A 21,246-nucleotide genomic window follows, 5' to 3' on the forward strand; every position below is an offset into this window, starting at 1 on the left:
TATCTATAAAATAAGGGCTTTAAATATGCTAAGGACTAAATAAAGGACACTGACTAACAAAGATTGCACCTGTGCAACACTAAAAATTACTATTTTACAAGGGTTTTAAAAAATATAAAATCAATATAAAAAATAAGTAAAATTATATATAAATACATAAACAAACCACTGAGAACCAAACTATCCCATTTTGCCGATATTTTACAAAAATTCTAAGGACTAAAAAATTAGTTTCTATGTTTAATGAAAATATTTTTATTTATATTGGTAAAAAACATAATTTAATAGCTTATGACAGCTAGTAATATATCTTTTATTACATTTTTTTATAAAAAAATGCTAATATAACACAAAAGGAGAGACTTAAGGATATGAGTATGGTGGCAGATTTCAATAAAGCTACAAGAGTTGCTAATGAGTTATTGATAAGTAATCCGATTTATCAACAACGAAATCCAGTTGATTTTGTAGCGATTTTAAATGATTTAGGACTTAATATTGCTTTTAATAACGATATGGAAGATGAAGCATTATTGGATCCAATTAATAAGACAATCTACATAAAAAGAATGCTGTATCCACAAAGAATGTTTTTTTCAATAGCACATGAAATAGGACATTGGCTTTTACATTCTAGAGATAAAATACGATATAGAAAAAATACTCCGGAATTTGGAACACAAGAGGCGATAGAGGAACAAGAAGCTAATGCTTTTGCAGCAGAACTACTATTACCTTTTGATAAAGTGGCAGAACATATTCGTGGGGGATTTGATATTGCATCTCTTGCTAGTACGTCAAATGTGTCTTATGATTTTGCAAGTTTTAGATATAACTTTGTAGCAACTAGGCTTATGTATGGCAGATAATTCGATTGATATTTTTAATACTAAGAATGATATAAATGAAGCTGCTAGTGAGTATTTAAATAATTCTACATTACTAAAAACCAATAAGATTAATTGGGTAAAACATCGTAATAAGTTTATATATGCATTTTTACCAAAAGCACTATTAAGCTACTTACCGATGGCAATTTTTATGGTTTTACATTATTATGATAAAGAAATGACCTCTTTTCAATATTATGATGGATTAATGCTAGCGCTCAGCTATGTTTTTATTTCTCAAGTTAGTAACTCAAGACAAAGCTTATTAAAATTAAAAGATTTGCTATTTTCAATTAATATGTTTTTTGGCATTTTATGTATTATCGCATCGGTAACTAAAAGTATTGAAATAGGGATTTTGATTTTTAGTATTGTAATGTGTATTTCACTAGCGACAATGTATTTAGGGATCGATGAAAACATTATATCTAACGATAAAAACAAAAATTCGGAAAATTAATTTCCGAATTTAAATTCTATTTCTTTTTTAACTCTTCAGCAAATATTTCATCTGCTATCTCTGTGGTTACTTCTTCTTCTAACAATTCTTTTATAGTTTTCTTTGATTTTTTTAGGTATTCATCTTTGCCTTTTTTTTGTCCTACCAAAAAAATCAGGAGCTTTTTTAATCGCAATTGGGTCAAATGGTAATACGCCTTTTCTATCAATTGTAACAACTTTAACTCCTAGTTTTTCATTAATATCAATCTTCTTTACTCCTAGCTTTTTGTCAATATATTCTGTTTTATTACCTTTCAAGTCATCAATACCAATTTTAGCTCTTGCTGTCGCACTAATTTTTATCTTTAGCTCGTTTGGTTTTGCTCTGTATATTTTCATAACGCTTGATTTGTTTAAAATCTTTTTGTCTATACCTGTTTTCTTTACCATATTGTTTATGGTGTCTTTTCTTACTTTTGTAATAGTTCTATTTAGTGCATTCTTTATCTCTTTGTTGGCTTGTTTTTCTATGTCTTTTATATTTTTAATTCCTGTTAATCATTCGCTATCCTTATTTATTAAATAGCCTGTAATTGTTACGCTTTTTGCGTGATATATACTGCTTTTTGGCTCTGCCCCACGAGTAAAAAGCTCAGGGCTGTCTGTTTTGCTAGTGATGAGTATCTTGCAATCTAAAAAATCATCAAAACACATAAAATCCACAATCTTTTTAGTTTTTACAATCTCATCAAGTTTATCTAAAATATCTAGCCTATCTTCTACCAAATAAGCATTAAAGCTTATTTCTTCAGTATATCCACCAACACATTGATAAAATGTATTAGCAATACCTTCAACTTTATTTATCTTAGGCGTTAGAGTTCGCTTTATACCATCAATTCCATCTTTAATATAAAGCTCTATATCATCAATCATAATTACCATTTTTACTCCTAAAAATCAGCAAAGCTATAATTTTGTGTTTGAACTATTGCTGCTATTTCTTGTGCTGATTGTTGATTATCTACATAAATATTTACTTGTTTATTATCAGTTATGCTTTTTTGCTTATTTTGATTGTTTATCACTTGCTCTTGTTTAGCTTTATCATATTCTGCGTTTAGTTTTATTAGCTCATTTACTTGTGTATTTTTGATGACTTTTTGCTCATCATCTCCCCACAAGCCAAAACCAGTGCTAAAAGCCTTTTTGGTGCTATCCCACGCGTCGCTTATACTATCGCCGATACTTCCTGTGATTTCACTCGCTTTATCAATTAGTCCTACTGTATAATCATAAGCTTTATGTATCCAATCAATAAGCTCTTTAATTATGTCAATAGCACCTTTAATAGCCATTGGAATTATCTCAAATACTTTAGCTAGTCCTTGCCCGAAACGCTCACCTACACTTTTCGCACTCTCTAATTGTTCGCTTGAATGCTCTATTTGTGTAGTAAAAAAACTAAAAAATCCTTTTGTCTTATCCCACACCCAATCTACACCTATGCCTATTGCGTTAAATGTAGGTGCTAAACTCTCGGTAATCGGAGCAAATGCACTAGAAAAGCCATCATAAACTCCGCTAAAAAATGATTTTATAATATCCCAATTTTTCCACACTGCAAAACCAATTCCAGCAATAGCACTTATTACAAGTCCGATAGGGTTTGTTAGACATGCAACTCTTAAGACATTAAAAACTCCTAAAATCACATTAATTGCTCCACTGCTCACACTTGCTATCAGCTTTGGAATTGTTAAAAATGAGCTTTTTATAAAGGCTAGTGGATTAAAGCTAGTAACTGCTTTAAAAAGTCTACTCGGCATACTTACTAGATTTAACGTTGCACTTTTTGTAATATTTGCGAATGCTAGACTTTGTGCTTTTGAATAAAGTAATAAATGACTAGCATAAGTTTTAAGAGCTTTATTACTTGATTTTATTAGTGACATTGGATTTATCTTGCTTAAACTATTTTTTGCAATTTTTGGAATATCAAAAAACAAATTATTTATAGCTCTTCTTTGCTTTATCGTGCTACTTTCAACTGCAACAGTATATGTAAATAAAGCATTTTTCATTTTAGTAAAAATACTAGGATTAAAACTCGCATTATAAGAACGATTTAAAAGCGTTGCTAATTTTACATGCTCATTTAGTGCCGTTATAGGCAAACCTATTAATTTAAAAACACTTTTTCCACTCTCAATTGCAAACAATGCACTCTTGTAAGCGACTAATGCACTTACACCGCCTACCACGATTTGTGTTAACGTTTGATGATTTGCTGTAAAATCACTTACTAAATGAATGCTCTTTGTAAGATAGTCTAAAAGAGTGCTAATAGTTGGCAAAAGTGCGTTTCCTATGTTTTGCCATAAATCCGTAACACTATTATTAAAGATTTTAAGCTGATTATTAAAGCCTTGTTGTGCTGCTCCAACTTCACCATCAAGCTTACTATTAGCATTTATATCGTTCATTTTCTTTTTAGCTTCAGTATAAATATCCATATTTTGAGCTAGTTTTAGCAAAGCCGTGCTTTCTTTAGCACCTACAAGACCTGTTAAAAGTTGCTTTTGCGTATGGCTGTCATACTTATTTATCATTTTCATAAATGCTTGAAGCGCAACATCTACATTTTGCTTAAGTGCATTAGCAAAATCAGCTGGGTATATTCCCATTTGTAAAAGTGCATTATTATCGCCTTTTGCAAAGCTTTCATAAAGCTTTTCTATTGCTTTTTCGCTCTCGTTTGCTCCAACTCCTAAACTATTTAACGCCCCGCTAAGTGCGGCGGTTTGTTTTAAACTAAATCCGATTTGCTTACCGCTCTCGCCTAATTTACCCACTGCGTTTAATATCGCTTGTGGATTGGTTTGTAAGCTCTCGCCAAGATTATGAATTTGACCTGCAAGTAGATTTATCTCATCAGCTTTTAGCCCCATTTGACTAAGCTTTCCTGTAAGCTCTGCTGCTTTTATGCTATCTAATCTAAAACTGATTGCAACCTTATTAGCTAGTGCTGTTATTTCGTTTAGATTACTAGCATTTACTCCGTTTTGAACGAGTACCTGACTAATTGCTATTAATTCGCTTGTGGCTGTTGGGGTGGTTCTTGCTAGATTTTTAATAGCGTTTTCATAGGCTTTTGTCTGTTCTTGGCTTAGTGAAAGTGGGTTTTTGACACTATTAATGTCTTCTTCAAAACTTGCAGCAGCACTTACATATTTTCCAAATGCATTTTTAAGAGTATAAAAGCCCGCAAATGCTTTCGCTCCATTGCTTACAATATTATCAAAGGCTTCTTTAGTATCTACTACTAGCTTTTGCTTTAGTGCTAATTTTAAGCTGTCGCCTAATTCTTTTATTTTATTTTGAGCTTCACTGATATTTAACTCAGCACCTTTTGAGATTTTGTCTGCTAGTTCTTCTTGGGCTTTTTTGTATTGCTCGTAACCATCAAGAATTAAATTATTATATTTAGTGCCTAATATTTCACTTTCTTTGCTAATACGCTCAAATGCTTTACTCCAAGCGTTGATGCCAACTCCAAATTCTAAGACTTTTTCTTGTGCCACTAACCACCCCTTTTAATGATTTTCACAGCTTCACTCATATAAAACTTGATTTCGCTAAAAGTCATTTTTTCACAATCTTTTAGCGAAGTGTTGAAGGTCCTACTTATTACACAGTAGGACTTGGCAAGTTTTTTGCGATTTTTTCTAGTGCGTCTGCTGGTAGGTTTAGCCTTAACCATATTTGTGATAATTCCATTTGTATTGAGTTTGGCAACTTGTAAAAAATCTCTTCTGTAATAAGTCCATCGGTTGCATATTCAATTCCTAAAATCGTGCCTTTATACTCATCTTTTTTTCTTTCAATGTCAACTGCTCTCATTTGTTGAACTGAAAGCTCTTTTAAAGTTACTTCAAACTCGCCCCTTTTATAAGTCTCACTTTTATATAAAGTATTAAAATCAAAATTATTAAAATTCATATTATCTCCTTAAATATTACTTCTAATTTCTGCGTAAATATCTGTAATGCCGTCTGGCATTAATATCTCATTATCTACATCATATAAAAATGCTGGAGTTAAATTGATAAGCTCTGTATATGCATAGCAACTTAACTCAATCTCTACTTTAATCTCTTCTTCCATTGCGATTTTTGGTGGTGTGATTTTTTTAATCTTGCCATTTGCCACAATTTTATAACTAGTGTTTTTGTCGTTATCACTTATATTATTTTCAAGTACAATCAGTGTTCTTTTTAGACTTGGATTAAACGCTAATTTAAACATAGCATTATCAACTGCATTTACAACTACTTTTAAGCTTTGTGGCTTTAGGGTTGGCAAAACTATTTCTTTTTTGCCTATACTAGCAGCTACTTCTTTTGTTATAAATTCATGCTCTGGCAAATCTGCTTCTACTAAAGCACCTTTACATTTAATGCCATTTAAGGTTAAACTTGCACCTGTTAGTGCTTGTGGTTCTATTCTCATTTATTCTCCTTTAAATAATTTCTACCAAAAAAGCTACTAGTGGCTTTTTGTTTTCATCTAGTTTTGTATTATTGTTTTTATCAAGATAGCATTTTGGATTAGGCAAATGCGTATTTAGCTCATCAAAAGCCATCTTACTTTGCCAAACGCCTATATTGTTTCTTGTCTTGCCAGGTAAAAGACAAGATTGAGTATCTGCGTCAGTATTGCCTGTGTGAATTGCCACTGCCTTATCCCATGATAAATAGTTTTTAGGATTATCACTCCAAAGTCTTGCTAATATTCTCTTAAATCTAGGGCTATAATAATAACTCGCATTATATAGGCCAGGCAAGATTGGTTTATCATTATTTAGTTCGTTTATAGGCTCTCCTGGTGGCTCACAACCAAAACACTCAAACAAGCTCTCGTTATTTTCTGCTCTTAAATCCCACACGCTAAGGGTTGCTTGTGGGGTTCTTAAATCTCTATGAACGATTAACTTTTTCATGATGCAGCCTTTTGTATATTTTCAATAATAACGCCAAGATGCCCTGTAACACGGTTGACATACGCATAGATTTTCTTAGCGACTGGGCGTTCTTGTATATCAAAATCTATACTGATTTCACAACCAGCCAAGCTCGTTTCTGTGTTTTTTGCTAAATCAATACTGATTTTCCCATAGGCAACAACTTTATTTGCAATTAATCTATTGTTAAAATCAGTTATGCCTGCAAAAACAGTGCTAAATAGCTCTAAATCTTCATCATTTACTTTTTTAAGTATTTTTTTAATCTCTCTTGCATATTCATTGATGATAATACCTGTTCTAATATCTGCGAAATCATCTTCAAGTTTTTGAATTTTGCATTCACAACCCCAAATCTTAAAACCATCATCACTTACTACCATCGTGATATAGTTTGCTCTTAATCTATCAGCTGTAGTGTCTTCTCCTTCAAGATAAGTCGCAATTGTATTTATTGCCGTGATACCTTTAAGATACTTGCTAGAAAGTGATTTGCCAAACGCATAAGGCTCACTTGCTAATAACTCGCTATATCTTGCTAGTAAAAAGGCTTTCAATGGGCGAATACCACCACCAATTCTTGTTACTAATTGATAAGAGATTATCGCTTGTTGCACTGGGTAATTTTCAGTCTTTGTTAAAATCGCACTTTCTGTATTTTCGCTGAGTTGATGAAAGAAAATAAAGCCCATTTTTACTGCGTTTTGATGAAGTTTAAAATAAGTATCATCACTATCTAAATCACATAAAACCCAAAACGCTCTAATTTTTAAGGCATTTTCGCAATCATTTAGCTTATCAATCGCATCTAAGCAATTTTGCGTAGTGTTTAATGTATCATCGTGATAAGTGATAATAGCTATTTGTGAGCTAAAATTAGCAGCCTTTAAATCGTTTAAATATTCCGTATCTTTTAGCTTTAGTTGCTCTAAATCTTGCTCCAAATTGATTAAATCATCATATAAATAATAATTAATTCCTGTGTTTTCACTTGCTAAAATTAGCACCGTTGGTCTTGCGTTATCAATTTTAACTAAAGGAACGCCTTTATTCTTTTTAATAACTGTTGTTCCAAAACTTCCTACTGACATTTTTTCTCCTTTTTTTATCTTGTTGTTGCTGTTGCACCGCAAGTACAACTATGTACATGATTTGTTAAATCGCCTTTACCATCGCTTATCGTGCCACCTGCAGTAATTGAACCTGTTATGTTTAAAGAGCCGTTGATTTTGAAAGCTCCAGCATCGCCTTTTGCTCCACTTGTACTAATTCCACCAGCAATATTTGTATTTCCGTTAAGGCTAATGTTTGGACTTGTTATTGTTGTAGTATTTGCACTTGCATTTAAAGTAGAACAATTTACATCTACATTTGAAGCTTTTACATTGCAATCTGCACAGCTTATATTTATCGTTTTTACTGCGTTGATTTCTAATGTATTGCTTTTAGTGTTATAACTTAACTCTGTGCCATCTTCGTAAGTGATTTTGTGCGTAAATTCATCGCCGTTTACTGGATAATCCACGTTAAAAAAACTAGCTATTGCATACATAAAGCCACCATCAAGCTCAATAATACTTACTTGCTCTCCGACTCTAGCTGGTGTGTAGATTTTCACATACGAGTTTGCAACTTGCTTGTAAGGCATAAAATCGCTTATTGTTCCTTGATAATCAACTTTAACCAAGCTTTTTTCGTAGTTTACTTCTACGATTTTTCCTAAATAAGCCTTCATATCGCAAAATGCTCCGTGCTATATTTAAGCTCGCATTTAATAGACATTTTAAAAGCTTCTTTATTTGCAAGTTCTATATGTTCTCGTTCAATACTTTTAATGCTTTTTACCATCGCTTTTAAGTCCGCATTTTTAAGCATTTGCAAGATATTAAATATAAGTTCATTGCATTTAGTATAAGAACTATCAAACACACTAATATCTAAGTCTATTATGTGAAAATATTGCCCTACATTTGCACTTATACTATCGCTCTTGTCTGTGATTACACACAATGGAAATTCATCACTGCTTTTAATATTTAGTGCGAATAGTGAAGTATTTTTAATCAGCTTTTCTAAAACTGATTTTAAATTCAGCATTATTTCGTTAATTTTTATAGCTGGTGCTTGTGGCTCTTCGCTTATAAATTGCTCTGTAATCTTCATAATGTCGCTTTCTTTATCGCTTCTCTTAGATAAAATCTATTATTAACTTCGGCGTATATCTCTTTTTTGATTACTTCATATGCACTTTGATTAATTGTGATTTCATCGCCTACGCTTACTCTATCGCTTGAGCTTTTTAGAGCTATTATTGAAGTTTTTACTTCACTTAGCTCATCGTAATTTAATAATCTATTTGAAAAATTAGCGTAAAAATTGCCCTTTTCGTGGGCTACTTCTACGCCGTTTTTAAATAGTCTTGACAAATCACGCTCAAGTGTTTTATGTATTTTCATTACTTGCCTTTTTTATCTGCTTTTTGTTCTTCAGGCTTTGGCTCTTCGTTTGGCTCATCTACCTTTTGTTCTTCACCTAAATCGCTAGGCTCATCTGCTTTTGGTTCATCGTTTGACTTTGGCTCAGTTTGTTTTTTGCTTTCTTTTTTAGCTTGTTTGGTTGTTTCATAAAGCTCTTTAATATAGTTTGACCTTAGTAACTGCTTAGCGTCTTGTTCGCTAAGCTCTATATTGTCGCCTACTGGATAGGTCTTTTTCTCGTAATAAAAGCTAACTAATACTTCATATTTTTTCATTTTTCATCTCCTTAAATAATTGTATTTTGTGCTAGACAAAACGCTTTTTCATTTAACACGCCCATTCCTACATCATAGAAAGCTTCTAAGATATAAAGTCCTGCAGGTTGTGGCAACATTGACATTCTTAGATTTCCAAATGTTGCAAGTGCTAAATTGCTAAAATCACCAAACACCATATCTCCTTTTTTTAGCGTTTGACAATGTGAGATTTTATTACCTGCTAAGGTGTTGTCTTTATCTATTAGATAAATGCCTGTATTTGCTGATTTTTCTGTAGTTCTTAAGATATTTATATCTGTTTTATTTGCGTAAAACTCTGTATTGCTTGGGTCATAATTAGCACTTATTAAAGCGTTTTCAAAATCAAGAGTTTTAGCAAATGTAGGAGCTTTCATGTAATTATCGTTTCTAGCTATGCCATTTGTAGCAAAAAGCCCTGCGAACTTCCCAACTTCGCCATAACCTTCGTATAAAGCCATATTTTCAAACTTAGCCTTAAATGCCCTTACGCTCTCTCTCCAAACAATGCTTTCAAGGTCAAAATCGCTCATATATAGCATTTGATGAGTAAGTTTTACTGTAATTCTAAGTGTTACAGGACTTATTTTTAATACATCAAAATCTAGATTTTGACTTGCTTGTTCTGTTCCGTAAACAACTTTTTCAGCTGTTAGCGTTGATAAATCTTTTGGGATTACGATTTCATTTGTAAGACCTGCAAACATACGACATTTATTTAAAATATCGCTTTCTATTCTCATTTGTTCTACCAATAAATCAGCTCTAAACTCATCGTGCGTTGCACCTTTTAAATTGTCGTTTAAATAGCCATTAAATGGGTTTGCAAACTGATGACCGAATGACTTTGGCAATTCTAACATTGTATTTGTTTTTTGATATTCGCTTAGATTAAATCTTAAATCACTACTCTTAATCACTCCAGCTTGTAGCTTTAATGCTTGTGCTAATGAAAAATTACTATCACTCATACAATTTCTTGCCCCTTTCGTGCTAAATGTTTTAATTTCTCTTTGTTGGCTTAACAAAAGCTCATCTTTAAACTCTGCAAGACTTTTGCCTTTAGCAATAAATTCGCTCGCTAACTCACTTTTGCCAAACAACGCTCCAGCTTTTGCGATTTCTTGCTGCTCTGCTAATCTTGCACTAAGATTTTTTGATTTAAGCTCTTTTTTGTCTTCTTCATCTTCTAGCTCTTTATCTTCATCTTGTTCTAACTCTTCTTTGTCCTTTTCTAGCTCATCATCTTTTTTGATGTCTTCATCGTTAAACTTCTTTGCCATTTTTGTCTCCTTTTGAAATTGATTAATTTTTTTTTGCATTTGGGTCAGCTCCTAGCCACACGGCTGATAATTCATAGATTTCGGCATTTTTTAAAATGATATGCTCTAACTCAACGCCGTTACTTACTTCTGTAATTACTTCATAATCATCAGCTCTAGCACCAACGCTTACACTATCGCTAAGTCCATTTTTAAACTTTAAATATGCCTGATAGCTTTGTTCTACTTCTTTAAAGAACTGAACTTTACATTTAATGCCGTCTTGTTCGTGCTTAGTCTGCGTTATCTTGCCGATAGCATTCCCAAATGATGGCTCGTGGTCTAGATAAAGCGTAGTTGCATTAAACTTAGCCGAACTAATATCTATTGATAAAAAATATTTTTCATCGCTAAAAAACTCGGTTCGCTCGTGCTTGTTGTCTTTGCTTAAAGCCATAAAACAAATCTCTAGTTTTTCATCATCGTGGCTTAGTGCTTTTGCACTTAGCTTGAAATCTTTCACTCTTCTTCTCCTTTCTCTGTATTATTTTGTGTAAAATTTTGTGTATTATTTTGTGTATTTTTGTCTAGGTCTCTTTCCTTAATCAGCTTTATCAAATCTTGTTCTTTTTGCATTTCGCTTAAATGCGTGTCGAGTTCCTTGCCTTTTTCACGCAAGATTTCGCTATAAGTTTTTGTGCCGTTCTTTAATTGAATATCATTTGCCTGTGCATCCTTGGTTGGATCTATGCTTTCGTATCCTTGCCCTTTGAAGCTAAAATTAGCTTTTATTAATTCGTAGTCTTTTAAGCTTATTTGTTCGTTTAAATACTCAATCTCTAGCCATTTTGTAAAAATTACTGAGTGTATTTTTCTAGCTAACTTTTTTTGTAGTCTTTTGTAATTTCTTATATTTATTAATGCACCTTGGCGAATGCTCGAGAAATTAACTTGGCTCATATCTCCTGTGTATGTGGCATAATCAACTTTTAAAGCTTTTGCTGTTTCTTGATTTGCACTTAATAAGAATTGCTGGAGTGATACTGGGTTATATTCTTTTATCATTTCAACATCTACATTTGATGGGATAAACTGCATTTTTCCACTATCAACTTCTTTAATTAATTGTATCTCTTCATCATCGCCTAGCGTGTCGGCTAATGGATTATCTTTTTCTTTTAAAAAGCCTGTGAGCTTACTTTGCAATTGTGCTCTATCCAGCTCTGCTTCTTTTAAGTCAGCACATTGTGTAACATTCAAAATCACTGATACAAATTCACTTATCCCACGATGTGAAAAAGTAGCTTTATCATTTTTCACATAGATAATATTGTTTGAGTTGATTTCAATTGCTTTGCGAGTTATTGGATCTGTGTAGATAAATGATTTTATCTCTTCACAGCTTTCATCTTTGTATTTTATGCTATAAAATAAATCTTTATAATTCGTGTTGGCTGCTAAAAAGTTCGCACTATCAAGTAACTTAATATGAAGCTTATTTTTTACAATCTCGCAATATATAAAGACTTCGCCATCACGAATTAGGTTGCGTAATATTTGCTCTTCTATATCTTCAAAATCAATATCAAGCTCGTATTTAAACCACTTGTTCTGAATAGCTTTGTTTAGCTTTGTATTTGGCGTGGCTACATCTAATACTAGACCTTCATCGCCAAGGATTTGAGCGACCATTGTATTTAAGTAGCCTTGAATGAGTGGAAAATCATTTTCTAAATTTCTTGCTTGTATTCGTATACACTCAAAATATGTATCTGTTGGGCGTGGGATATTAAGCCTTGAAAATGTGTTTTGCTTAATAGGATTAGTGTAGATTGATTTGCTTAGGTTTGCTTTTGCTTTGCGTTGCTTATAAAAAAAATTAAATAACTTCATGCAAAAATAAACCTCATCTCTTTAACTTTTAAAGAGTTCGCATAAGTGCTTTTTAATCTTTCAAGCTCAAGCACTAGCTCTGCACTTGATTTTTTGCTAATTACAACGCTATCGATTGTATATGAAGTGATAGGGTCTGCAAGGCTCTCGCTTTGCAAAACTTCATCAATGGCAATGTCAATTAATCTAATTCTTTCTCTTATACGCTCTTTATTCATAGCGTGAGTTTAAAAAATAAAAGGTTTCTAAAAGTATGACAAATAAAAAACTGCAAAATCTTATTTATTTTTCATTTAATTAAATCAAAATGGATTTTAAAAACTTTCACAAATCGGAAAACTGCGGATGCGAACCCCCAACTCTTGAAAAATTACAAGAAGAACCTAAGAAATATCTAGCTCACAATTGCTATCTAACTCTTTATATTTTTCTAACAGCTCAAGTTTTAAATCATTTAGTAGTATTTCACAAGCTTCTTGTAAGCTTGAATATTTATGTACTTCTTTATCTAAATCATAAACTTTTTTTGTAAGTGCTTTGTATGCATCACTTAATACATTTTCAACTACTGAAGCTTTAATGTATTCTTTTTGTTTTATCTCATAATCTAATCTTTTTAAATCTGTTTCAGCTTTTGCCTTTTCTGTATCAGCGATTATTTTTGCTATTTTGGGGTCATCGCTATCTAAAATTAGCTTATTTTTATAATGCTTAAAATACATTTGTACTAGACTAATATCGTATTCTCCATTGCTTATGGGTTTAATGTTATTTTCATTTATAAAATTATAAATCGTTTGTTGAGTAACATCAAAAATACTAGCTATGTCTTTTGTTTTCATTTGAACGCTTTTAAATATGCAATTAATGCTTGTCTAGTAATTTGACTATGTTTTTTATTTTGTTTCTCACTTAACTTTATAAGTTCACTTAGTGTATCGTTGTCAATTCTAAAAACTATCTTGTGTGGATATTTAATTCTTTTACTCATTGCTTAATCTTCCTTTTCTTTTTGCTTAAAAATGTTTTTATAGCTGCTAGGTTTAGTACACTTAAATCTAATGCTTCATTTCTATCTCTGTCTTTTGTAAATCTTAAATTCTCATCTCCATATTTATTTTTTACAACTTTTAAGCTCTCGGCTGTTAGTTGCTTGAAATACTCATCGCTATAAGTTTTTGCAAACACTACACGCTTATTTTCTATCATCGCAAACACTTCGCTTTTGCCTGCAAAAGTTCCGATTTCAATTAATCCTACACCACTTTTAATCGCCTTTACTTTATTTACAAGTAGCTTTTTATTATTACTCGTTTCATTTGCTCCTTTAGTGGCAAAATAGCTCTTATGCCTAGCTACGAAGTTATAAAATTCTTCTGTTAGATAGCCACTATCTACAAAACATAGGCTACATTTTAAATACTCGCCAACTTCACTCATAAAAACACCATTTTGCACTAATTCATGTAACTTGTCCCACACCATTAACTCTCTTGGATTACCTTTGATAATCTTATGCGTAATGTTATAAACTCGCAAATCTTTTAAGTCTTTGTTCGCTCCTGCGAAATTAACTTCAAGCCTATCTTTTTGCACATCCACGCCAGCCACGATAAACGCCACATCACTTGAAAAGCTAAGATTGTCATAATCTCTTTTAAGCTTGATTAAATCACTTTCATTCATCTTGCTTTCTACTTTTGGTGTGTAGGTCCTAGCTAGTGTGGTATTTATAAATACTTGCAAACCTGCTTCGCTTTTGCACTTATCTTTATAGTCTTTTATAATGCTTTTTAAACTCACATACTCACTATAAAGCGATGAGAGATGAAACCCTGCCACATCGCTTTCACACTCTTTTATCCACCAACCTTTTTTAATTATCGCTAGGCGTTCTCTTTCGCTTATCTCGTGCTTACAATTAATACAAACTAGGCATTCTTTATCTAAATCCACATTCTCCCATTCCAAAACTTGCTTAAACTCACATTTAGGACAAGGCACATAAAAGCGTCTTTTGTCGCTTTTATCGTATTCGTTTTGTATCTTGCTAGTGCCATGTAAAGTAGGCGTGCTAACTAATAAAATCTTTGCGTTTGGAAAAGTAATAGTTCTTTTCTCTGCTAGTGCTACACTATCGCCTTCTGCTGTATTGCTGCATCTATCAACTTCATCAACGATTAAAAATCCGATAGGCTTAGAAGCAAGCTTACTAACACTATTTGAGCCTACGAAGTTTAAAGAACCGCCCTTGAAGTTCTTAATTAGTATCGTATCACTTGCGTTCTCGCCCATAATCTTCACAACTTCTTTACAGTCCCTTTTTAATGGTGCAAATCTACGCTTACTAAAGTCTTCAGCCATTCCTTCATCAGGTAACATATACAAAATCGGCGTTGGATCATGTGCTATTAGATACGCTAAAGTATTTAAGCACATTTCAGTCTTGCCAAGCTGTGAAGCTAAGTTTAATACTACTCGTTTATGCTCTTTATCGCTAATTATAGTTAGTATCTCACGCTGATAACTAGCTGCTTTAAATCTACCCGGTCTAGCACTTCCTTCCGCACTTAAGAAACGATATTTCTCACTCCACGCTAACAAATCCAAGTGTGGCTTAGTAAAAATACTATTCGCAAGTATCGAATAAAGATGCTTCGTATTCTCTAAGTCGTAATTTACGCTTGTAATCATTTATTAGCTCCGCATATTTGTAGTATATAAACTCATTTTCAAAAAACACGATTTTATAACCTTGCCTTATTTCTTCATCGCTTAAGAAATCTTTAAAATCTTTCTTGCTTTGCTCTCTAGCAGTTCTTAGCAATATGCTCTCAATCTCATTAAGATTTGTATATTTACAAGTTGAGTGTAAAACGCTAAAGCTTTCTTTAATAAAGTTTGTTAATTCACTATCTTCATTGAACGCCTTGATTTTTTGCTCTAATAATTGTCTTCTTAGCGAATACGCTTCTCTTAGCTTAACTCTTGTGTAATCACTCTTAAACTCTTCAAATACTAGTAGCTTTAGGCTCGGTATTTTATAAGCAAAATCAGGCGTATAAATACGCTCTACTCTTGTGTTTTTTAATGGTGGCTTTCTTGCGTGATTTTTACTATTGCGTTCTAAAGAATATTTAGTTTCTAAAGTGTCAATAATCTTAATCGGTGCTTGATGAACTAAGTCTTTAATCGCTCCTACGCTTTGCCATTTGTCTAAAACTTCAAGTCTTTTTAATTCAGGTTTTGAGCTACTCATACTATGACCTTAACTAGAATATTTTTTAAGTTTTCTTTGCTCTTGCATTCTGCTAAATATTCTTGTTTAGATTTATCATCTCTTAAAAATAATTGTAGTTCTTCGGTGTTCTTTAATATATGCTTATTTCCTTTTTTATCATAAAATAAACAAATAGCATTAAAACATTTGTTTTCAATATGTCTAATTACTTTTTTATTACTAGACTTCGCTATTTGAATATATTCATCTTTAAGATTTTTAATATTCCAATAGTTGCTAAAATAATCAGCATCAGAATATGCAAAATGTTTTAATCCCTTACGCCTAATTAACTCAGCTAGTGTGTCATCTTCAAACGCAACGCATTGGCAATTAAAGTTAAAAAAACTAGCTACATTTTTAAGAGTATTCAAAGCAGTGTTAAAACTTTCTTCATAATGTAAATCTAATATCTCTGCAATACTAGGTAAAGTTCTACAAGTTACAATAGCTTTATCTACAACACAAGCTAACTCATCATTATCTAAATCCTTTAGCTTATCATAATATAAATCAAATCTTTTAAAATCATCATTAAATGCATTGAATAAGTTTTGTAGTATTTTTATTTTCATAATTATCCTTTCTTAGTTGATTTTTCATTTGTTCATAGTAATTTGTGCCTTCTTCTTTGTCTTTAATTCTTGCTAGTGCTAGTGCTAAATTTTGTTTTTGCTGTGCTTCTAGTCCTGTAAGCTCATTATTCTCTACTTGTCTTTGCAAGTTTGGATGTAGTGCGTAATTGTGATTTAAACCAATTTGAGCGTTGCTCTTAAAATAATGGCTCTCGCAAGTTATCCACCCTTTTGCTAAGCATTTATTTATTGCAATAAGTGGGCTTGGTATTTGTTTTAACTCGTTTATTAAATCGCTTATGTAAGCATCTGTGATTTTGTGCTTTTTGTTACGATTGTTTAAAAACTCATCTAGTTTAGAAATAAACTCATCGCTAGTATTATTTAGCTCGGTTGCTATTCTTTGTGCTTTAAGTTTTAATTGAGATTTATTTTCACTTTGTCTTTTAGTTTTTGTTTGAGAAGTTTCATCACAAACAACACTAGCCCCTTTGTAAGGGGTTTGGGGTTTTATAAATTCATCTCTTACTCTACTCTTACTCTTATATATATAGGTAGAGCTTGTGACATTTTGGCAGTCGTTGTGTGCCATTTTGTCAGTTTGCTTGTGACATTTTGTCACTTGCTTTGTGCCAAAAAGTCCCTTTAAATCATTTTCAAAATTAGGTTCTAATTGATAAACGACATTGCTTTCATTATGATATAATTTATCATCATTAGCCTTTTTTATTATTAGATTTTTATTTAATAAAACTTCAACATTTCTATAAAATGTCCTTGAAGAAATCTGCAAGGCTTTTATACATTTGTCTAAATTAAACTTAGTTTTGCTTTTTAGTAAAAAATACAATAATTGTTTTTGGGTCTTATTGACTTTTACTAATTCATCAATTTTACTATCAGCTACGCAAAAAGTCATCTTCTCTCCTTTCTAAATTGATAATATTTGGTATCACTAAAAAGTGTGCTTATCTCTGTTAGCTCATTTGCTTTTAGCTCTTCTATGAAGCTATCAAGGTTGTATCTTAAATCCTTATCAAGCTTTAGAATTGTTTTCTTTAGCTCATCTAAAGAAAACTCGCCTTGCAATTTCGCACGCAAATTAGCCATAAACATAGTCCGCTTTTTTTGAGCTTTCAAAAGCTCGTTTGTATTAAATGTGCCTAGTATCATCTTCCGCCTCTGCTTTCTTTTGTAAAAAATAAAGCTCCAGCCTGTCTTTGTTTTTTAGAAAATCAAAAGGTATTTTTGTGTCTTTATTGATCTTTTGTATTTCGTGCCAACGCAGCCTATGAATACAGCGCATTTTATTTTTTATAGTTCTTTTGTCTTTGTAGAACTTAGATAAATATTTTTCAAAATCAGCTTTTAACATTCATAATCCTTATTAATAAAATTATTTTATTCATAAAATCTTAATGATTAAATCTTAATTAATTATTAAAAAATACAATTTTATTAATAATATTGATATTTTTATGCTTATTTTAAGAATAAGATATTAATATTCTTGTAATTTTATTAAGAATTTGAATCAGGAAAAAGGAGAAAACATGGGAAACAGATGTTATGTTGCTAAAATTGATATAGAAAAGAAAGAAATTGAGCTTTTTTATAATCACTGGAATGGTGGATTTTCTAGTATTGTGCCAATGCTTGAAATTGCAAAGCAATTAAAACTTGATTTTAATGGTTTTGCAAAACTAAACGAAAAGGCTTACAATGAAGGCACAGTCCTTAATGAAGTTATAAAAATAGATGAGAATTTTAGCGTGGCAAAATTCATAGACAAATATGATTGCTATGATAATAGAATTTATTTTATAGACAAAGATTTGAACCTAAGAGCTAGATACTTTAAGAATTTAGTTTATTGTCATGAAGATTTAGAATATGAGTTTAGCGAAACGGCTGATTATGTGATAGAAAAAGCTGACTTAAAAATCAAATCTAGTGATATTAAGTATGATAAATACATATTCACTGATCTTAAATACATTGATAAACATATCTCATTACAAGAGTTTTTAGAGCTATTCAAACCTAGCGATGATAAAAATATCAACACTCTTAAGGTATTAAACAAAAGCATAGAATACTTAAATATAGGCTTACACAATGAAGATTTTGAAGCGATAAAAGTAGTTGAGAAAATATTAAGCGATTTGGTTGATGATTTAGGAGCTAAAAATGAGTAAAGAACTAATCAATATCATAAGCAAAGATGATTTAAAAACGCTAGTAAATCAAGTGTATGAGCAAAAGAAGATTTATCGCAATGGAGATAGCGTGAAGATGAAGTTTCCGTTATTGAGGGACAAATATGCATTATATGTTTTTACAAATAGTGTAGATTTAATGAAAATTGAAAAATTTGTTAATACTGATATAGAATTAAATAATCGTGTAGATGATTTTGTATTAAATATGAGCATAGAAATTGAGTTTTATAACAGCCATATTAATATAGATGTGTATTGCTACAATGGTAAATATGAGGCTGATTTTGATGAGTTATATATACAACGCACGCCAGAAAGCACAATAGAAGAAACAACCGAAGCAATCATTGAGCTAATAGAAGAGATTAATAATAAACAGTCTTTATTTGAGCTAGTTTGGAGCGAGTGATGAGAATAGTTTTTACTTTTATTAGGCATGAACTCGCAATGTTTATATTATTACTCTTTTTAGCATTATTGTGTGTTGTGTTATTTAGTTGCTTTTTTATGAATTTGTTTATTTAGGCACAGGTTTATGGGGGAACTTGGGTATTTTAGCCGTTGCTTTTATAAACTTGGGAGTTTTCGTTTTTTGCTTTGATTTTGCACATGAATATTATAAAAAAATCATATTTGTATCTAAAGAACTTAAGACAGACATAGAAATCATTGCTATTTTATCTTCTGATACTTTGCAAGGGCTTTATGATGAGTGTGTAGAGCGTAAAATAAAATCATTATTTCAAGAAAAGGAAAATGAGCTATGAGCCTACAAAACATAAAAGAGTTTTTAAAAATCGTTAAATTGTATTTTCAAAATAGGCTTAAGCCATTAAGGATGGTTCAAAAATATTACGACATTAGTATCGATGAATATCTAGCATTAAGCCCTAGACAAAGATGTAAGCTAATAGAAGAAATTGCATGCAAAGAAAGAAAACGCAAGATAAAAGAGCGTGAAAGACAAAATAAAGAACTAGATAAGCAAAGCGAAGCGTTATTTAGTGAGATTAAGCAAAGGAAAAGAGATGAAAATATTTAATCTATTTAAAAAGAAAAATAAAGGTGTGACAGTTTGTGGCAAGAGTATTATTATAAATAATATTGATATTAATAAAGTCTTTAGCGAATGTATCGCTAGACTTGATGAAGCTATAAAAGAGAAAAGCTTTGATGATGTAAAAGCTATAAGAGATGGATTAGAACAAATACAAAAAGAAATAGAACAAGATAACGATTTTGTATTTGATAGTAATAACTGCATTTATGTTAATAGTAGCAACATTAATAGTAATAATATAAATAGCTACATAGGAAATAACATAAATTCAACAGCATTTTTTAGTAGCGTCGTTACAAATATAGGCGATGGGAAAAAGAAAGCCAAAATAAAGCAAAGAAGCTTTTTTAATCGTGGAAATATGGCAGGTGGAAATATAGTTATTTCGCAAAATAATATAAATGGCGATAATTTTTTGATGGTAAGTAGGTAAAAATGCAAACTATTTGGAATGTAATATCTATATTTATTTTAATATTGTTATTAGGAGCAAGTTGGGAAAATACAAAACAAAGACAACTATTAAATCAAGCACTAGAACAATCAGAATTCTCACGACAAATAGCAGAAAATGCAATAAAAGAAATAAGGGAAACGCAAAAACTCAATGATGAATTACTATATTTTATAAAAAATGGAGAAATAAAATAAATGAAAAACGCAATGTTTTATGCTAAGCAAGTGATTAAATATTGCCATGAAAATAATCATAAAATCACTAATTTGCAACTACAGAAAATCTTATATTTTCTACAAGCACAAAACCTAAGATTTTATAACGAAGCATTATTTGAAGATGATTTTGTAGCTTACGAATATGGAGCAATTATATATGTGGTGTATAACAATTATAGTCGTTATGGTGCTTATGCGATAGCAGATGACATTGCAGATAGACTAGAATTGTCATATAGGCAAAAATCACTGATTGAAAATTGTATGAACTTAAACCCATTTAAATTAGTAGATATGAATACTCAAGTTGGGGGAGCTTGGTATAAAACTTTTAACAATGGTGCAGGAATAGGAGAAATTATTGATAAAAAATTAATAAGCCTAGAAGTAACAACAGCTTAGCCAAATATACTACCGAAACTTGTTCGGTAGTTACTTAATACTATTTTTGCATAAGCTCATCATATTTTTTAGCTTTGATGTAAAACTCTAGAAATGGCTTAACCCACTCAGGCGGTCTTTTGCCTTCTTGATTCCAATTCGTTATGCTTTTAGGGTTTAGTCCTGTAAGCTTTGCAAATTCTAGATTATTTAAATCAGCTTCTATTAGCTTTATTTTAAATTCTTTTGTATCCATGATAATTCCTTTCATTCGTAATATAGCAAAAATAAATTAATAATGTATTTTTACATAAATTAAGGATAATTTAAGCATTTAAAATGTATAATTACATTATAAAAGTTATAAGATATAACTTTTATAGAAAGGAGCAAAACGATGAATGATTTAACAGATTTCATCAATCTAATAAGTGCGATAATTTTGCTGGTGACTGCAATCATACAAGCAAAAAACGCCAAACGTTAGAAAAAAGGGCGAAAGCCCTTAATTATCGTTTTGCCCTAGATATTTTAGCCTAGAAAGGAGAAGGAATGATTACAAGCGTCTTAATACTTGCTTTATCGCTTAGTATTTTAGTTTTATCAATTAAAGTTTTAAGTCTTGAAAAAGAAATTAAAAAACTACAAATAAACAAGTAGTATTTACTCAAGGTGGTATGTTTTACCACCTTAAATTTTATTTGAAAACATCTAAGCTATTTTTAATAATTAATTTATTATAATTCCAAATGGTTGATATTACAAATCAAC

General features: G+C 31.3%; 34 protein-coding genes. 9 read left to right on the forward strand and 25 right to left on the reverse strand.

All coding sequences use genetic code 11. From position 1 onward, the window contains the following. The first annotated feature begins 377 nt into the window (after nucleotides 1-377). Nucleotides 378-869, forward strand: a complete 492-nt coding sequence (locus AVBRAN9333_RS08455) for an ImmA/IrrE family metallo-endopeptidase (protein WP_336609805.1) — start codon at nucleotides 378-380, stop codon at nucleotides 867-869. Then, nucleotides 859-1,350: a hypothetical protein gene (locus AVBRAN9333_RS08460; RefSeq protein ID WP_336609806.1), complete on the forward strand. Its 492-nt coding sequence runs from the start codon at nucleotides 859-861 to the stop codon at nucleotides 1,348-1,350. Before AVBRAN9333_RS08455 ends, AVBRAN9333_RS08460 begins: the two co-directional genes overlap by 11 nt. Before the next feature lie 16 nt (nucleotides 1,351-1,366). Here the strand turns inward: AVBRAN9333_RS08460 and AVBRAN9333_RS08465 are convergent, their stop codons facing one another. From AVBRAN9333_RS08465 to AVBRAN9333_RS08580, 24 genes are all read right to left on the reverse strand, one after another. Further along, entirely contained in the window at nucleotides 1,367-1,498 is a 132-nt protein-coding gene (locus AVBRAN9333_RS08465; RefSeq protein ID WP_336609807.1) for a hypothetical protein, read from the reverse strand. Next, nucleotides 1,470-1,781 carry a hypothetical protein gene (locus AVBRAN9333_RS08470; protein WP_336609808.1) on the reverse strand — a complete coding sequence of 104 codons (312 nt, stop codon included), beginning with the start codon at nucleotides 1,779-1,781 and terminating at the stop codon, nucleotides 1,470-1,472. Before AVBRAN9333_RS08470 ends, AVBRAN9333_RS08465 begins: the two co-directional genes overlap by 29 nt. A 108-nt stretch (nucleotides 1,782-1,889) precedes the next feature. Further along, complete coding sequence (locus AVBRAN9333_RS08475) at nucleotides 1,890-2,276, reverse strand: hypothetical protein (RefSeq protein ID WP_336609809.1); 387 nt, start codon at nucleotides 2,274-2,276, stop codon at nucleotides 1,890-1,892. An 8-nt stretch (nucleotides 2,277-2,284) separates the two neighbouring features. Continuing rightward, a complete protein-coding gene (locus AVBRAN9333_RS08480) occupies nucleotides 2,285-4,915 on the reverse strand; it encodes a phage tail tape measure protein (protein WP_336609810.1) in 2,631 nt (876 codons plus the stop codon). Between the two features lie 106 nt (nucleotides 4,916-5,021). Beyond that, a complete protein-coding gene (locus tag AVBRAN9333_RS08485) occupies nucleotides 5,022-5,333 on the reverse strand; it encodes a hypothetical protein (RefSeq protein ID WP_336609811.1) in 312 nt (103 codons plus the stop codon). A gap of 9 nt (nucleotides 5,334-5,342) precedes the next feature. Further along, the gene (locus AVBRAN9333_RS08490) at nucleotides 5,343-5,843 is read right to left on the reverse strand and encodes a phage major tail tube protein (protein ID WP_214117590.1); all 501 of its coding nucleotides are present in this window, start codon (nucleotides 5,841-5,843) and stop codon (nucleotides 5,343-5,345) included. A gap of 10 nt (nucleotides 5,844-5,853) precedes the next feature. Next, nucleotides 5,854-6,333, reverse strand: coding sequence for a DUF5675 family protein (locus AVBRAN9333_RS08495; RefSeq protein ID WP_336609812.1), 480 nt, complete (start codon nucleotides 6,331-6,333; stop codon nucleotides 5,854-5,856). Continuing rightward, the gene (locus tag AVBRAN9333_RS08500; RefSeq protein ID WP_336609813.1) at nucleotides 6,330-7,445 is read right to left on the reverse strand and encodes a hypothetical protein; all 1,116 of its coding nucleotides are present in this window, start codon (nucleotides 7,443-7,445) and stop codon (nucleotides 6,330-6,332) included. The genes AVBRAN9333_RS08495 and AVBRAN9333_RS08500 overlap by 4 nt, the downstream gene beginning before the upstream one ends. Nucleotides 7,446-7,459: 14 nt before the next feature. Continuing rightward, entirely contained in the window at nucleotides 7,460-8,089 is a 630-nt protein-coding gene (locus AVBRAN9333_RS08505) for a phage baseplate assembly protein V (protein ID WP_336609814.1), read from the reverse strand. Next, nucleotides 8,086-8,517, reverse strand: coding sequence for a hypothetical protein (locus tag AVBRAN9333_RS08510; RefSeq protein WP_336609815.1), 432 nt, complete (start codon nucleotides 8,515-8,517; stop codon nucleotides 8,086-8,088). The genes AVBRAN9333_RS08505 and AVBRAN9333_RS08510 overlap by 4 nt, the downstream gene beginning before the upstream one ends. After that, nucleotides 8,514-8,810: a hypothetical protein gene (locus tag AVBRAN9333_RS08515; RefSeq protein ID WP_336609816.1), complete on the reverse strand. Its 297-nt coding sequence runs from the start codon at nucleotides 8,808-8,810 to the stop codon at nucleotides 8,514-8,516. Before AVBRAN9333_RS08515 ends, AVBRAN9333_RS08510 begins: the two co-directional genes overlap by 4 nt. Then, nucleotides 8,810-9,106 carry a DUF7210 family protein gene (locus AVBRAN9333_RS08520; RefSeq protein ID WP_336609817.1) on the reverse strand — a complete coding sequence of 99 codons (297 nt, stop codon included), beginning with the start codon at nucleotides 9,104-9,106 and terminating at the stop codon, nucleotides 8,810-8,812. The genes AVBRAN9333_RS08515 and AVBRAN9333_RS08520 overlap by 1 nt, the downstream gene beginning before the upstream one ends. Nucleotides 9,107-9,117: 11 nt before the next feature. After that, entirely contained in the window at nucleotides 9,118-10,410 is a 1,293-nt protein-coding gene (locus tag AVBRAN9333_RS08525; RefSeq protein WP_336609818.1) for a phage major capsid protein, read from the reverse strand. A gap of 22 nt (nucleotides 10,411-10,432) precedes the next feature. Beyond that, entirely contained in the window at nucleotides 10,433-10,912 is a 480-nt protein-coding gene (locus tag AVBRAN9333_RS08530) for a hypothetical protein (RefSeq protein WP_336609819.1), read from the reverse strand. Then, complete coding sequence (locus AVBRAN9333_RS08535; RefSeq protein ID WP_336609820.1) at nucleotides 10,909-12,282, reverse strand: phage portal protein; 1,374 nt, start codon at nucleotides 12,280-12,282, stop codon at nucleotides 10,909-10,911. Before AVBRAN9333_RS08535 ends, AVBRAN9333_RS08530 begins: the two co-directional genes overlap by 4 nt. Next, the gene (locus tag AVBRAN9333_RS08540) at nucleotides 12,279-12,500 is read right to left on the reverse strand and encodes a hypothetical protein (RefSeq protein WP_336609821.1); all 222 of its coding nucleotides are present in this window, start codon (nucleotides 12,498-12,500) and stop codon (nucleotides 12,279-12,281) included. Before AVBRAN9333_RS08540 ends, AVBRAN9333_RS08535 begins: the two co-directional genes overlap by 4 nt. A gap of 165 nt (nucleotides 12,501-12,665) precedes the next feature. Continuing rightward, nucleotides 12,666-13,124, reverse strand: a complete 459-nt coding sequence (locus AVBRAN9333_RS08545; protein ID WP_336609822.1) for a hypothetical protein — start codon at nucleotides 13,122-13,124, stop codon at nucleotides 12,666-12,668. Further along, nucleotides 13,121-13,273, reverse strand: a complete 153-nt coding sequence (locus AVBRAN9333_RS08550) for a hypothetical protein (RefSeq protein ID WP_336609823.1) — start codon at nucleotides 13,271-13,273, stop codon at nucleotides 13,121-13,123. Before AVBRAN9333_RS08550 ends, AVBRAN9333_RS08545 begins: the two co-directional genes overlap by 4 nt. Next, nucleotides 13,270-14,976, reverse strand: coding sequence for a terminase gpA endonuclease subunit (locus tag AVBRAN9333_RS08555; protein ID WP_336609824.1), 1,707 nt, complete (start codon nucleotides 14,974-14,976; stop codon nucleotides 13,270-13,272). The genes AVBRAN9333_RS08550 and AVBRAN9333_RS08555 overlap by 4 nt, the downstream gene beginning before the upstream one ends. Then, nucleotides 14,912-15,541 carry a hypothetical protein gene (locus AVBRAN9333_RS08560; RefSeq protein WP_336609825.1) on the reverse strand — a complete coding sequence of 210 codons (630 nt, stop codon included), beginning with the start codon at nucleotides 15,539-15,541 and terminating at the stop codon, nucleotides 14,912-14,914. Before AVBRAN9333_RS08560 ends, AVBRAN9333_RS08555 begins: the two co-directional genes overlap by 65 nt. Then, nucleotides 15,538-16,137 carry a hypothetical protein gene (locus tag AVBRAN9333_RS08565; RefSeq protein ID WP_336609826.1) on the reverse strand — a complete coding sequence of 200 codons (600 nt, stop codon included), beginning with the start codon at nucleotides 16,135-16,137 and terminating at the stop codon, nucleotides 15,538-15,540. The genes AVBRAN9333_RS08560 and AVBRAN9333_RS08565 overlap by 4 nt, the downstream gene beginning before the upstream one ends. Next, nucleotides 16,097-17,056, reverse strand: coding sequence for a hypothetical protein (locus tag AVBRAN9333_RS08570; protein ID WP_336609827.1), 960 nt, complete (start codon nucleotides 17,054-17,056; stop codon nucleotides 16,097-16,099). Before AVBRAN9333_RS08570 ends, AVBRAN9333_RS08565 begins: the two co-directional genes overlap by 41 nt. Next, the gene (locus AVBRAN9333_RS08575) at nucleotides 17,053-17,310 is read right to left on the reverse strand and encodes a hypothetical protein (protein WP_336609828.1); all 258 of its coding nucleotides are present in this window, start codon (nucleotides 17,308-17,310) and stop codon (nucleotides 17,053-17,055) included. Before AVBRAN9333_RS08575 ends, AVBRAN9333_RS08570 begins: the two co-directional genes overlap by 4 nt. Beyond that, nucleotides 17,291-17,512, reverse strand: a complete 222-nt coding sequence (locus AVBRAN9333_RS08580; RefSeq protein WP_336609829.1) for a hypothetical protein — start codon at nucleotides 17,510-17,512, stop codon at nucleotides 17,291-17,293. Before AVBRAN9333_RS08580 ends, AVBRAN9333_RS08575 begins: the two co-directional genes overlap by 20 nt. 178 nt (nucleotides 17,513-17,690) lie before the next feature. Between AVBRAN9333_RS08580 and AVBRAN9333_RS08585 the strand changes: the two genes are divergently transcribed. The 7 genes from AVBRAN9333_RS08585 (at nucleotide 17,691) to AVBRAN9333_RS08615 (ending at nucleotide 20,496) form a co-directional block, all read left to right on the forward strand. After that, nucleotides 17,691-18,335, forward strand: a complete 645-nt coding sequence (locus AVBRAN9333_RS08585) for a hypothetical protein (RefSeq protein WP_336609830.1) — start codon at nucleotides 17,691-17,693, stop codon at nucleotides 18,333-18,335. Next, the gene (locus AVBRAN9333_RS08590) at nucleotides 18,328-18,768 is read left to right on the forward strand and encodes a hypothetical protein (protein ID WP_336609831.1); all 441 of its coding nucleotides are present in this window, start codon (nucleotides 18,328-18,330) and stop codon (nucleotides 18,766-18,768) included. The genes AVBRAN9333_RS08585 and AVBRAN9333_RS08590 overlap by 8 nt, the downstream gene beginning before the upstream one ends. An 88-nt stretch (nucleotides 18,769-18,856) precedes the next feature. Next, nucleotides 18,857-19,126, forward strand: coding sequence for a hypothetical protein (locus tag AVBRAN9333_RS08595; protein ID WP_336609832.1), 270 nt, complete (start codon nucleotides 18,857-18,859; stop codon nucleotides 19,124-19,126). After that, a complete protein-coding gene (locus tag AVBRAN9333_RS08600; RefSeq protein ID WP_336609833.1) occupies nucleotides 19,123-19,401 on the forward strand; it encodes a hypothetical protein in 279 nt (92 codons plus the stop codon). The genes AVBRAN9333_RS08595 and AVBRAN9333_RS08600 overlap by 4 nt, the downstream gene beginning before the upstream one ends. Further along, nucleotides 19,388-19,852, forward strand: coding sequence for a hypothetical protein (locus AVBRAN9333_RS08605; RefSeq protein ID WP_336609834.1), 465 nt, complete (start codon nucleotides 19,388-19,390; stop codon nucleotides 19,850-19,852). Before AVBRAN9333_RS08600 ends, AVBRAN9333_RS08605 begins: the two co-directional genes overlap by 14 nt. A 2-nt stretch (nucleotides 19,853-19,854) precedes the next feature. Then, nucleotides 19,855-20,070 (forward strand): hypothetical protein, encoded by a 216-nt coding sequence (locus tag AVBRAN9333_RS08610; RefSeq protein ID WP_336609835.1) that lies wholly within the window; start codon nucleotides 19,855-19,857, stop codon nucleotides 20,068-20,070. Next, the gene (locus tag AVBRAN9333_RS08615; protein ID WP_336609836.1) at nucleotides 20,071-20,496 is read left to right on the forward strand and encodes a Panacea domain-containing protein; all 426 of its coding nucleotides are present in this window, start codon (nucleotides 20,071-20,073) and stop codon (nucleotides 20,494-20,496) included. 40 nt (nucleotides 20,497-20,536) lie between these two features. On the opposite strand, the gene AVBRAN9333_RS08620 is transcribed toward AVBRAN9333_RS08615, so the two are convergent. Next, nucleotides 20,537-20,731, reverse strand: coding sequence for an XRE family transcriptional regulator (locus tag AVBRAN9333_RS08620; protein WP_336609837.1), 195 nt, complete (start codon nucleotides 20,729-20,731; stop codon nucleotides 20,537-20,539). Nucleotides 20,732-21,246 lie beyond the last annotated feature (515 nt).

Source organism: Campylobacter sp. RM9333 (assembly GCF_020137705.1).
Lineage (GTDB): Bacteria > Campylobacterota > Campylobacteria > Campylobacterales > Campylobacteraceae > Campylobacter_E.